Raw genomic sequence first — 12,196 nt, forward strand, 5'->3', positions numbered from 1 at the left:
AGAAAAAGAATAGGCCTGATTCAAGAAGAATCAGGCATGATCCATAGTATAGGTTACAGCGGAAGCAAGGATACCTTCTCCCGCGCGTCGAGCTTGGCCACCATGTCGTTCCAGGCTTGCGGTTTCTCGGGCAGCACCGAATAGTATCGTCTCAGGAAGTTGGCAATCAGCTCGGCAGGCAATTCATCAACGGCATCGTCGCCCGGCATGAAGCAGAAATCAAGCCCGCTCACCGCTTCGCCATCATTGTTCCAGGATGGATGCACATAGTCGATATCCGTGCGTTTGTAACCCAGATGCGACAGGACTTCGCGGCGAACGAACGGATCCATGGGCTTCACGCCGCCGAATGCATGGTCCTGCACCCGATATGGATCGTAAATCTCGGCAAACATGCCGAACAGCTCTTTGCCGTTTGCTGTCGCCAATTGATTCAGATCCTTCAAGCGATGTTGTGCCAGGAATCGGCCGATGCCGAGCCCTTCACGGCCGATAATGGTAAAATCGGTCATCGCCACGTTCCAATCCTCGTAATAGCGGTATTCCGTCGTACCCAGCACTTCGCCCTCATGCAGGGCAACAAATACCCGAATGCCCGGATCTTCGAGAGGCTCCTTCCATAAGCTGAATTCCAGCACCTCTTCCGGAGGGAACACTTCCTTCATGAGATCGTGCATTTTGCGGAACAAGGGATCGTCGATGCTCGTAATGCGGATATATTCCATCAATTAAAAGCCTCCTTATATATGTAATGAAATTATCTTTATATTCTCTGAAGCCTTAAATCCCATCCAATATAAACCCTTCACTCTCGGAACGGATTCTTCCATTCCATCAAGGCCCCGTAATTGCAGGACTCCTCATCCTCCAAATACTCTGCCGCTACCCCGACGGGCGTCCGACCGCACCGGAGCAGGAAGGTAATTACGGGGTCCTTGAGATCCCCCCTGACAACGGCATCCAAATATTCTACGGCCGACATTTCGTGCGCATGCCGATGATAGCCGGGCATCCGTCCGCCGCCAAGCAGCCGGTCCAGTCCCCTTTCGACGGTCACGTGATACAGCGATTGAATCAGCCATTTGCCGAGCCCAAGCTTGCGAAAGCGCGGCCTGACGCAAATGTCGGCGATGTATAGGGTATTTCCGTCCGGCTGATGCGTGCGGATGTATCCGTTATCCGTGGCCTCCGCCCAGGAGTGGGCAGGCTCCATCGGATCGTAATCCACGATGAGCGAGGTGATGGACCCGGCGAGCATGCCGTCCACTTCGACGCATAGCGCCCCCTCGGGAAACAAGGTGACATGCTGCATCAGCTGTTCCTTGTTCCACCATTGCTCCGGTGGATACGGAGGCGGAAACGTCTCGGATTGAATGGCGATCAGCTCGTCGAAGTCCGCTTCCGTGTAGCCTCGAATAACAACCGGCACCGGCCGGACGTCGTCGAATACATAAAACTGTTGATGAAACCGGGCCATTTCCTCTACACCGCCTTTTCCCATTTTTCAAACCATGATAAAAAGACTTACTCCCAATCCGGATACAAATCCGTACGCCGGTCACGCCATGTCGTAACGGAGCCCTTCTCGCGCACTTGATACAATAAATCCAGATCGAGATCGGCGGTAATGATCATGTCGTTATTCAGCTCTCCCTCGGCCAGCAGGCCCTTCGGCGGGAACGGAATATCGTTCGGCGTAATGATGGCAGCCTGCCCGAAGTTGGCACGCATCAGATCCACGGTAGGCAGCGATCCAACCGTGCCGGTCAGCACCACATAGATTTGATTCTCGATGGCGCGGGCATGGCTGGTATAACGCACGCGGTGGAATCCGTGGCGATCATCGGTGCAGGACGGACAGAAAATGACGTCGGCCCCTTTGGCCTTGGCCATGCGCACGATCTCGGGGAATTCGATGTCATAGCAGGTGAGCATCGCGATGGTGCCTTTTTCGGTCTCGAATACTTCGAGCCCTTCGCCGGCCCCCATGTTCCAGCCGGTTATCTCCGAAGGCGTAATATGAATCTTCGCCTGCTCCGCAATGCGGCCGTCCGGATAGAACAGATGCGCCACATTGTACAGCTTCCCTTCCCGGCGAATGACGTGGGTCCCGCCAATGATATGCATGCTATATTGCTTCGCAAAGCCTTGGAACAGCTCGCGGTAACGGTCTGTGAAATCCGGAAGGTCATTGATCGTTAACGCCTGGCCCTGATCGTCCCCGATGGACATCAGCTGCGTCGTAAAAAATTCCGGAAACAGCACAAAATCGGATTCGAACTCCTCCGCCGTTCGGATATAGTGCTCCGATTGACGGGCAAAATCGTCAAAGGATTGAATCGTGTGCAGATGATATTGCACGGCAGAAACGCGAAATTTCATGCTTCTCCTCCTTATGCATGGTTAGATGCTTTCATTATATCGGATTCCGGGCTTAGAGAACATGGGAACATCAAGTCGCCGTCAATTGGAAACCATAATCTTAAGCGCATCCCATATGGTATACGGTTATCATCGAAAGTACCTATGCCAAAGAATGCTCGAATTATGAAAAAATACTCGCCATTCATACCCACGCTTAACAATTCTCCTGTATACTGTCGTATGTAAGCCTCTTGTCTATACGATCAATACCGGCCCTTACAAGCATACACACGAGCCCGTTTTGACTTTAGGGCTATCAGCTTGCCAAACTATAATGTGAGGTGTTCTGTTCACAATGATAACTCGTTCGATGGATTGGCTTCAGCAACATGACCACCTTATCTTCCGCTGGTTAAACCGCAAGATCAGCAACAAAATGGTGGATTCGATGCTCTCGCTGGTCACCCATATGGGGGGTGCTATCTTTACCATTGTGCTGACACTTTCGATAGCGTTTTTTGCACCGGAGCCGTGGGATACGATGGGATGGCAGAGCTTTATCGCACTGTCCCTCAGCTTCCTGATTACGGCTCTCATCAAAAAAAAACTGCGGCGCATCCGGCCATACCAGGCATTGGAAAAAGTGAGGTTTGAAAAGAAACCGATGAAGGACCATTCTTTTCCTTCCGGACACTCGACGGCCATATTTTCCATCGTCACGCCATTTCTGTTCGTTACGCCCTGGCTGTCGTTGCTCTTGATCCTGCTGGCCCTTACGGTCAGTCTGTCACGCATATATCTCGGCTTTCATTATCCTTCGGATTGTCTGGCCGGCTGTTTCGTCGGCACCGCTTCGGCGCTACTGATCGTGCTTAGTTAAATTACCAGGCATCCTCACGCAGTTCTCGCAACTGATGATTGGGTGCCTGTTTTTTTACCCCTTCTCATCTGTGAATATATCACCTAACAACAGTTAGACGCTCTTCCTGTATATACTCCTTTCATAAACCCCAAAAAACATAAAAATAATTCGAACCATTCCGGCTGGTAAATCGTACTAACTTATACATTCATAATAAGGAGGTATTTGTTCATTGAAGAAAAGATTATCACGAATGCTGGTAGCCCTGCTCGCGGTTACGATGATCCTTCCAGCCGGAGCCATGGCAGCAGATAACAGCCAGACTGCCGCTGCAGGAGGGGGTCTTGAGAAGATCGCTGCAGAGAAGGCCAAGCTGCTCACCGAGACGTATGGAACGACAAGCGTCCAATATGCCCTGATCGACAACGGCAAGATTACCGTGTCCGGGCAAGCGGGCGTCAATGATATCGAAGGAAAGATCCCGTTGACCGAAGATACGATGTATGGGATCGGCTCCACGAGTAAAGTGTTCACTGCAGCCGCGGTCATGAAATTGGTGGATGACGGGAAGATCAATCTGGATGCGCCTCTCGTTCAGTACATACCTGAATTCACGATGAAAGACGAACGCTACAAAAAAATCACGCCGCGCATGCTGCTTAACCATTCCTCCGGTCTGCAGGGCTCAAGCCTGAACAACGCGTTTTTGTTCGAAGATAACGACCCGCATGCACATGACACGCTGCTGAAGCAGTTGTCCACTCAAAACCTCAAAGCAGATCCGGGTGCATTCTCCGTGTATTGCAATGACGGATTTACGCTGGCCGAGATTCTCGTGGAAAAAGTGAGCGGCAAGGATTTTACCGCATTCATTCATGAACATTTTACCGAGCCGTTAAACATGGACCACACCAAGACATCCCAAGACACATTGGATTTAAACCAAATGGCGGGCCTCTATTATCCGGCTCATCAAGGACAGCTGCCTAACGAGACCATCAATGTCATCGGAACCGGCGGCATCTACTCGACGGCCGAAGACCTGGTGCAGTTTGCGCAGATCTTCACCGGGGAAGCCGAGGGAATCCTCTCAGCTGCGTCTGTAAAAGCCATGGAGCAGGAAGAGTATAAAAAAGGCCTGTGGCCAGAAGATGCCGATAATTCGTTCGATTATGGACTTGGCTGGGACAGCGTGAGACTGTTCCCGTTTAACCAATATGACATGAAAGCCGTGACTAAAGGCGGCGACACCATTCTATACCATGCTTCGCTCGTTGTGCTTCCGGAGCAGAACATGGCAGCTGCCGTACTATCTTCCGGCGGTTCGAGTTCAACCAACCAATTGCTGGCAAACGAAATTTTGCTGCATACGCTTAAGGAAAAAGGCACCATCAAGGAGTTCAAGCCGGAAAAATCGTTCGGCAAACCGGTCCAAGCGGATATGCCTGACAATATGGCGGAATTCGCCGGTTACTATGGCGTGACGAATCAGCAGATGAAAGTCGACATCAAGGACGGCGAACTGTCCATTACCGTACCGATGGTGCCGGACTATCCTGCCGAGAAATATGTATACACCGCGGACGGAACGTTTGTGAGCGCGGATGGCAGCATTAAGGTCAGCTTCGTTAAGGAAAAGAATGATCGCATCTACCTATGGGTAAGACAATATGTTTCGATTCCTGGACTGGGACAGATGGCCTTGTCGCAATATTCGGCCGAAAAAATGGAAGCGAACCCGCTGTCCAAGGAAACCGCTGCCGCATGGGCGAAGCGGGAAGGCGAAACGTTCTATCCATTGAACGAGAAATTCACATCGCTGATGTACTTCATTACGAAACCGACGGTAGAGATTAACAGCAAGAGCGGCCTGGAAGGATATCTGATCGACAAGAAGATTATTGATCCGGATACCGCAGTAAGCCAGCATCAGGTTCCGGCGATCGGCAGCCGGGATACGTCCGAATTCCGCTTCTATAAGGAAAAAGGCGTAGAGTATCTCGAGGGCGCTGGATCCCTGTTTATCAGCGGCAAGCATGTGAAGCCATTGTATAAAGGGAAAAAATCCACCGTTACCCTGCAAGCCGACGGCTATGCCAAGTGGTATACCGTACCTGAAGCAACCGCAGGCAAAACCATGACGGTAACCCTGCCGGCAGAAGGCGCATTCGCCGTATATGACGAGAAGGGCACGGTCGTTAACTACACCGTGGTCAGCGGCTCCAACGAAGTTAAGCTCCCGGCTAACGGAGCTGTCGTATTCGCCGGTGCCCCTGGCTCCGCATTCGGCATCACTCTGAAATAACACGAAAGCAAGCAACCCGATTAGCCGCTCGGCTTAAGTAGGGTTGCTTGCTTTTTTACTGTTCAAAGCCCTCGCGAGGCGCGCAGCCTGTCCGCTATCACTCCGTAAAAACCGCGAGATTCTCAAGCGTAGAACGGAGGCCTGCTTCGTGGTCCTCCTGCCGTATGCCCTCAGGGACGTCCTCGCAATCAACCGCCACTTCAGTGCCTTCCGCAAGTGCTGTCAACGTCCATGTCATTCTCATCTGGCCCCCGTAAACGGGATCATCCGACTCAAACTCAAAGCACTGCACAATTTTCTTGTTTGGCACCAACGCCAGGAATTTACCTTGGACGATATCCGTGCCTGCCAATGATTTGCCGAGGTTCGCGTGGTCCGTTCCAATATAGGTGAGCACCATTCGATAAGTCCCACCCTCACGGGCATCAAAGGTATCGATCTGACCTGACATCCCCTCTGGCGGAAGCCACGACACCCAAGTCTTGGGGTCAGTGAATGCCTGGTAAATGGTTTGGGGCGAAGCCTTAATCATCCTCGCAGCAGAGTCAATTCTCTTCTTGCCGGACGAATCTGCCATGTTATTAGCCTCCTTATTTCAAATCCGGATCAAGCTTCCTTAAGCATATAACATAGGACTACAAATCATTTCTTCTCAATTGCTCAAAGTTGAAAAAGCAAGCCTTCCCCGATAGCCGTTAGGCTTAGGTAGGGGAGGCTTGCTTTTTCTTTAACTGCCGAGGGACAAAGCCTCGGCTGATCTTGTATGTTGGGGCTGGCCCGCGAGCAACCCGTCAGGGAATTGACCGAGAGGGCCGCGCTCACGCGAAAAAGCAAGCCGACACCGATAGCCGCAGGCTTAGGTAGGGGAGGCTTGCTTTTTCTTTAACTGCCGAGGGACAAAGCCTCGGCTGATCTTGTATGTTGGGGCTGGCCCGCGAGCAACCCGTCAGGGAATTGACCGAGAGGGCCGCGCTCACGCGAAAAAGCAAGCCTTCCCCGATAGCCGTTAGGCTTAGGTAGGGAGGGCTTGCTTTTTCTTTCATCGGCCGAGGGGCAAAGCCTCGGCCACCAGCTCGCGCTAGAGGCCACGAGGACGTCCCCGCAGGGGAGACCGAAGGGTGGCCGGGCACAAGCACCAGCCCCGCTTCGATCCCCACAGCCCCGCCGAACGCAACGTTGCGGGTGTCCAGAGGGCAGCGCCCTTGGGGCCCTCCCTGGCAGGGAGGGTTTGGGTGGGTGGAATCCCCTACTTCACAAATCCCAGCAGCATCTCGCGAATCAATTTCGCAGCCACGATCTGGGTCTGCTCGGTCGGATCGTAGATCGGCGCAACTTCCACGAGATCGCAGCCAACAACGTTCACATCGGAGTTTGCAATCAGATGTACGGCTTCCAGCAGCTCTTTCGACGTGATGCCACCGGCTTCTGCCGTACCGGTGCCTGGTGCGGCAGACGGATCAAGCACGTCGATGTCGATGGTCACGTAGACCGGACGGTTGCCCATGGAAGGCAATGCTTCCTTCAGCGGAGCGGCTACCTCAAACGGGTAGAAATTGATGTTCTCGCGTCCGTACTGGAACTCCTCGCGGGAGCCGGAACGGATGCCGAACTGATAAATGTTCTTGCCGCCCATAATGCCCGCCGCCTTGCGGACCGGCGTGGAGTGGGACAACGGCTCTCCCTCGTAATGCTCGCGCAGATCGGCATGGGCATCGATATGGATCAGAATGAGATCAGGATACTTCTCATACACCTTCTGAATAATCGGCCACGAGACAAGGTGTTCTCCGCCGAGTCCGATCGGGAACTTCCCGTCGTCCAGCAGCTTGCCTACATAATCGCCGATCACTTCAAGGCTGCGGCCGGCATTGCCGAAAGGCAGCATCAGGTCGCCTGCATCGAAATAAGTGATATCTTCAATGCTCTTATCCAAGTAAGGGCTGTACTCCTCCAAGCCAACGGATGCTTGGCGGATACGGGCCGGGCCGAAACGGGAGCCGGGACGGTAGCTAACCGTGAAGTCCATCGGCATACCGTAGATGACGGCCTTGGATCCTTCATAATCCTCGGAGCTCAGAATAAACACGTTGCCGGAATAACCTTGGTCCAGTTTCATCAGTTTATGCGCGCCTCCTTATTTCACCAAGTCTTCTACGAATTTCGGCAGCACGAAGGCGGCTTTATGCAGACGAGGCGAATAATACTTCGTATCCATCTCATCAATCGTAGACACGTCCACTTCAAGCGGATCGTATGTTTTGCTGCCCATCGTAAAGGTCCACAGACCGCTTGGGTAGGTTGGAATGTTCGCTCCATAGACACGCACGATCGGGAAGATTTCCTTCACGTCTTTGTTGACCTGCTGAATCAGGTCAGCTTTAAACCACGGATTGTCCGTTTGCGCCACGAAAATACCGTCTTCCTTCAGCGCCTCATAGATCCCTTGATAGAATCCGCGCTCAAACAACGGAGCAGCCGGGCCAACAGGCTCGGTGGAGTCCACCATGATAACATCGTATTCGTTCTTATGCTCGATAATGTGCATATATCCATCGTTAACCAGCACTTCAACCTTCGGATCGTCCAGCTTGCCGGCGATCTCAGGCAAGTACTGCTTCGAATATTCAATAACTTTTCCATCAATTTCAACGAGTACGGCCTTCTCTACGCCCGGATGCTTGATCACTTCGCGAATGACGCCACCGTCTCCTCCGCCGACGACAAGAACCTTCTTCGGATTTGGATGCGTGTTCAGCGCGGGGTGAGCGACCATCTCATGATAGACGAATTCATCCTTAATCGTAGTCATAACCATACCGTCCAGCACCAGCATGCGCCCGAATTCCTCGGTATCGATCATATCCAATTGTTGAAACTCCGTCTTCTCATGTACAAAGGTCTCCCGGATTTTAGCCGTAATGCCAAAAGTCGGGGTTTGCTTCTCTGTGTACCATAATTCCATCGTCACTACCTTCTTTCCGCTAGAATAATGTTCAGCCGTCCAGATCCAAGCCGTAAAACTTTATTCGGGGCAGATGCCTTTAGCTTACAGTTTCACACTTTTCCTATTGTACCAAACAAATTAGATTATATTAAATCAAGCCCAAATTGCAACCAAAAGTTCCGGCACATGCAAACGGAAGCAAAAACATCGCCCTTTCCGATGAATATCCTGACCGCTGCAGCCCCATACTGTATAGAAAAAGAAGGCAGCCAAGGAGAATTTGAGCACATCTCGTTTTTGGCGGCACAAAGGCCTTGACTCTACAAAAGGACTGGAAGGAGAACATCTGATGCCGGGGCAAAAAAAATCACCCAAGCGCAAACGTCGTTTCGTCCGGCTTGCTACATTTCTGTTCGTACTCCTTGGCATTTCCATCATCGCCGGCGGCATTCTGATCGCCTATTTATTTATAACGCCGCTGCCGGTCGCGGAAACATCCCGATATTCCCGCCTGCTCGACAGCCAGGGAGATTTGATTGCCACATTCTCAAGCACGGGACATACATCCGAGCAGGTGAATCTGGCCAACATATCCCCCTTCCTGATTCAGGCCACCTTGGCGGTTGAGGACCGAAAATTCTATGATCATCCCGGGTTCGATATGAAGGGCATGGCCAGGGCCGTATTGGTCAACCTGCAGCATATGGATCGCAAACAGGGAGCGAGCACGTTAACCCAACAGCTTGCGCGAAACTTATACCTATCTCATGAAAAAACATGGACACGTAAACTCAAGGAGGCCAAATTCACCGCCCAGCTTGAGATGAAATATACGAAAGATCAAATTCTCGAAATGTACCTGAACGAGATTTATTACGGCCACGGCGCTTACGGCATCGAATCGGCGTCGCTGTTGTATTTCGGCAAATCGGCAAAAAACCTGACCTTGGCCGAAAGCGCGATGCTGGCCGGCATTCCGAAGGGGCCCACGTATTACTCGCCCTACAATCATATGGACAACGCGGTCAAAAGACAGCAGATCGTCCTGAATGCCATGGCGGAGACCGGATTCATCACGGAGGCCGAGGCGGATAAAGCCGCTTCGGCCAAGCTTGCCCTGCTCCCGCAGGACCGGCAGGAGAATAAAGTAATTGCCTCCTACTTCCGGGACTATGTCCGGGGTCTCGTCATCAAGCAGTTGAACATCACGGACCAGCAGCTCGAGCAGGGCGGCTTGAACATCTATACCACACTGGATCCGCGCGCCCAGAAAGCAGCCGAAGAGGCCGTATCCGAGGGCATGGACAGCAAGAGCGAGCTGGAGACGGCGCTCGTATCCATCGACCCGCGAAACGGCCACATCAAAGCTATGGTCGGCGGTAAGAATTACCGCGAGAATCAATACAACCACGCGTTGGCCAAAACCAGGCAGCCCGGCTCCTCATTTAAGCCGATTATGTACTTAACGGCCATCGCATCCAAGGAAATGACGAGCACCAGCGTGTTCAACAGCCAACCTACCCTGTTTCATTACGATAACAATCGCAAAACGTACCAGCCCAGCAACTTCGGCGATAAATATTTAGGCGAAATCCCTATGCGGGAAGCCATTGCCGCCTCGGATAACATCTATGCCGTGAATACCATCATGAAGATCGGCCCGGATAAAGTCGCCGACATGGCAAAAAAGATGGGTATCACGAGTCCGCTGGAGCCTGTCCCTTCGCTGGCCCTGGGCACCTCGCCCGTCAGCCCGCTGGAGATGGCCTCCGCTTACGCCGTCATGGCTAACAGCGGCAAGCGGGTCTCCCCTGTCGCGGTGCTGAGCATCACCGACGCGGCCGGCCGCAGCTTGTATACGGCTCCGGAAGAGGAAGGCGAGCAAGTGGTTGAGCCTTCTGCAGCTTACGTGATGACACGCATGATGGAGGGGGTATTCGAGACCGGCGGAACGGGTAACCGCGTCTCCACCCTGATGAAACGGCCGGTGGCCGGAAAGACGGGCACGACCGACACCGACGCCTGGCTCGTCGGATATACCCCGGAGCTGTCGACGGCGGTATGGGTCGGGTATGACAAAGGACGGGAGATCAGCAAAGTCGACGGACGGCGCGCAGCGCCGATCTTTGCGCAGTTTACGGAGAAGGCACTGGAGAACGTGCCGCCCAAGATTTTTCCGATCCCGGATGAAGTCGTCAGCGCGTATGTAGATCCGAAGACGGGCAAGCTTGCAGGCGCCGGCTGTCCGGACAAAATGCTGGAGGTTTTCGTCAAAGGGACGGAGCCCACGGAGTATTGCGACGAACATGAAGGCGGGGAGCCCGCCAAGAAGGCTAACCCTGCAGATGCTGCCGAGAAACAGGAGGAACGTTCCTGGTGGAAGGATTTCAAACGATGGTGGGTCGAATAAACGGTTAACCCGTCAAGCCAAAAAACAGCAGGCTCTTTTTCCGGGCTTTCCCGATAAAGAGCCTGCTGTTTTTCTCTTTTTCACGATTCTTTATGTAGATGGCTTCTTATAAAATGCTCATATATTCGATCATGGAGCTGCCCAGAAGCACGATGACGAGCATGACGGCAACGTAGACCAGCAGGATCGCATACAGCGGATCCAGGCCGCCCGCCACTCTTCTCTTGTAGCCGGTCATGACGCATAACGGCACGGTCATCACGGTGCTGATGAACGCTAGGAGGATGATAACCTTGGATATATCGCCATTCAGAAACAGGAACAGCAAACTGATCGCATACAACACAAGGTATAGCGGCAGCAATGTGCCGAATCTGGCCATGACTTCTTTCAGCTTCGCAGCCGGGTTAAATGACAGCTTGACTGCAGCGAAGGTAAAGACGTTCAGCAAAAACAAGAAAATCGCAATCCAGACAATAGGCTTCAGGACAAGATCTACAAACGCCCCCTCCGGGAGTCCCTGCAGTTCATGATGAAGCGCTGCGTACAGCGCGAGCGGAAGGAGCACAATATAGAGCAGCATGGATACGATCGCGTTTAGGAACTGGCTATTGTCCGTTACGGCAGCTGCGCTGAAGGGATGCCTTAGCCCCTTCAGGAAATGGTCCCCATAGAGCTGCCCATACAATTTTAAGCTGGTCCAGTAAGGATTCGGCCCCTCTTCCTCTTCGGCATGCTGGCGGCCTGCTGTAGGAAATGAAATATCCGGCGGAGTATACACCGGCAGAGCGGCTTCTCCTTGGCGCACATGAGAAATCTCCCTATTTATGCTTCCGCCTCGCCTGGCGACGCCGTAAATTTCCGACGCAGCAGCTTGCTCCTTCATGGCCGCAAAGACGGGAGAATCCTCGATAATCAGCCTGGTCCCGCATTTCTTGCAATATTTCCCATCTCCCGTTTCATTTCGACATATCGGACAAGTCATACTCCGGCCTCCCCTGTTTATACACATCCGCAAATCGAAGGATAGGTATTAGATAATGTACACATTCGAGTCGAAACGATGGCCCGTACAGGATATGATGCAGCGCTTGAGGCGCCTGGGCCGCAGATACTCTTCCTGTGCGAATTTTACATCTTTTTGCTAATAGTATAAGTTGGCGTGAAATGAAATGGAAGGATTTTCTGTGCGGCCGCTGCGCCTAACGCTGGAATTGGTTCATATGATATGACTTGCCGGATCATAACCTGCGCTGTGAAAAGCTTGTGAACAATCAAATATTCGTTTGAATATCATGTGTAAATCGGGTA

At 52.5% G+C, this 12,196-nt stretch carries 10 protein-coding genes; 3 read left to right on the plus strand and 7 right to left on the minus strand.

Going from position 1 to position 12,196, the window contains the following annotated elements:
- Window positions 1-53 precede the first annotated feature (53 nt).
- The 3 genes from BMX45_RS30175 to BMX45_RS30185 all read right to left on the minus strand — a co-directional run bounded on the left by BMX45_RS30175 (window position 54) and on the right by BMX45_RS30185 (window position 2,382).
- Window positions 54-725 carry a GNAT family protein gene (locus BMX45_RS30175; RefSeq protein WP_090914369.1) on the minus strand — a complete coding sequence of 224 codons (672 nt, stop codon included), beginning with the start codon at window positions 723-725 and terminating at the stop codon, window positions 54-56.
- Between the two features lie 80 nt (window positions 726-805).
- Complete coding sequence (locus BMX45_RS30180) at window positions 806-1,477, minus strand: GNAT family N-acetyltransferase (protein ID WP_090914371.1); 672 nt, start codon at window positions 1,475-1,477, stop codon at window positions 806-808.
- Window positions 1,478-1,524: 47 nt separating this feature from the next.
- Complete coding sequence (locus tag BMX45_RS30185; protein WP_090914373.1) at window positions 1,525-2,382, minus strand: carbon-nitrogen hydrolase family protein; 858 nt, start codon at window positions 2,380-2,382, stop codon at window positions 1,525-1,527.
- A 352-nt stretch (window positions 2,383-2,734) separates the two neighbouring features.
- Here BMX45_RS30185 and BMX45_RS30195 point away from each other — a divergent pair, with 352 nt between their 5' ends.
- Together BMX45_RS30195 and BMX45_RS30200 are read left to right on the plus strand one after the other, a co-directional pair.
- Window positions 2,735-3,244, plus strand: coding sequence for a phosphatase PAP2 family protein (locus tag BMX45_RS30195; RefSeq protein WP_254778373.1), 510 nt, complete (start codon window positions 2,735-2,737; stop codon window positions 3,242-3,244).
- Between the two features lie 214 nt (window positions 3,245-3,458).
- Window positions 3,459-5,531, plus strand: coding sequence for a serine hydrolase domain-containing protein (locus tag BMX45_RS30200; RefSeq protein WP_090914380.1), 2,073 nt, complete (start codon window positions 3,459-3,461; stop codon window positions 5,529-5,531).
- 97 nt (window positions 5,532-5,628) lie between these two features.
- Here BMX45_RS30200 and BMX45_RS30205 read toward each other — a convergent pair whose 3' ends face one another.
- From BMX45_RS30205 to speE, 3 genes are all read right to left on the minus strand, one after another.
- Entirely contained in the window at window positions 5,629-6,108 is a 480-nt protein-coding gene (locus BMX45_RS30205; RefSeq protein ID WP_090914383.1) for an SRPBCC domain-containing protein, read from the minus strand.
- Between the two features lie 669 nt (window positions 6,109-6,777).
- Window positions 6,778-7,647: an agmatinase gene (speB, locus tag BMX45_RS30210; RefSeq protein WP_012818361.1), complete on the minus strand. Its 870-nt coding sequence runs from the start codon at window positions 7,645-7,647 to the stop codon at window positions 6,778-6,780.
- Between the two features lie 18 nt (window positions 7,648-7,665).
- Window positions 7,666-8,493, minus strand: a complete 828-nt coding sequence (speE, locus tag BMX45_RS30215) for a polyamine aminopropyltransferase (protein WP_090914385.1) — start codon at window positions 8,491-8,493, stop codon at window positions 7,666-7,668.
- A gap of 331 nt (window positions 8,494-8,824) precedes the next feature.
- Here speE and BMX45_RS30220 point away from each other — a divergent pair, with 331 nt between their 5' ends.
- Window positions 8,825-10,885: a transglycosylase domain-containing protein gene (locus BMX45_RS30220; RefSeq protein ID WP_090914387.1), complete on the plus strand. Its 2,061-nt coding sequence runs from the start codon at window positions 8,825-8,827 to the stop codon at window positions 10,883-10,885.
- 106 nt (window positions 10,886-10,991) lie between these two features.
- Here the strand turns inward: BMX45_RS30220 and BMX45_RS30225 are convergent, their stop codons facing one another.
- The gene (locus BMX45_RS30225; RefSeq protein WP_090914389.1) at window positions 10,992-11,870 is read right to left on the minus strand and encodes a hypothetical protein; all 879 of its coding nucleotides are present in this window, start codon (window positions 11,868-11,870) and stop codon (window positions 10,992-10,994) included.
- Window positions 11,871-12,196 lie beyond the last annotated feature (326 nt).

It is taken from the genome of Paenibacillus sp. cl141a (assembly GCF_900109305.1).
Classification (GTDB): Bacteria; Bacillota; Bacilli; order Paenibacillales; family Paenibacillaceae; genus Paenibacillus_AQ; species Paenibacillus_AQ lautus_A.

Excerpts from the sequence above, each read along its gene's own strand:
- BMX45_RS30175 (WP_090914369.1), bottom strand. The coding sequence starts at position 725 with ATGGAATATATCCGCATTACGAGCATCGACGATCCCTTGTTCCGCAAA.
- BMX45_RS30180 (WP_090914371.1), bottom strand. The coding sequence starts at position 1,477 with ATGGCCCGGTTTCATCAACAGTTTTATGTATTCGACGACGTCCGGCCG.
- BMX45_RS30185 (WP_090914373.1), bottom strand. The coding sequence starts at position 2,382 with ATGAAATTTCGCGTTTCTGCCGTGCAATATCATCTGCACACGATTCAA.
- BMX45_RS30195 (WP_254778373.1), top strand. The coding sequence starts at position 2,735 with ATGGATTGGCTTCAGCAACATGACCACCTTATCTTCCGCTGGTTAAAC.
- BMX45_RS30205 (WP_090914383.1), bottom strand. The coding sequence starts at position 6,108 with ATGGCAGATTCGTCCGGCAAGAAGAGAATTGACTCTGCTGCGAGGATG.
- speB (WP_012818361.1), bottom strand. The coding sequence starts at position 7,647 with ATGAAACTGGACCAAGGTTATTCCGGCAACGTGTTTATTCTGAGCTCC.
- speE (WP_090914385.1), bottom strand. The coding sequence starts at position 8,493 with ATGGAATTATGGTACACAGAGAAGCAAACCCCGACTTTTGGCATTACG.
- BMX45_RS30220 (WP_090914387.1), top strand. The coding sequence starts at position 8,825 with ATGCCGGGGCAAAAAAAATCACCCAAGCGCAAACGTCGTTTCGTCCGG.
- BMX45_RS30225 (WP_090914389.1), bottom strand. The coding sequence starts at position 11,870 with ATGACTTGTCCGATATGTCGAAATGAAACGGGAGATGGGAAATATTGC.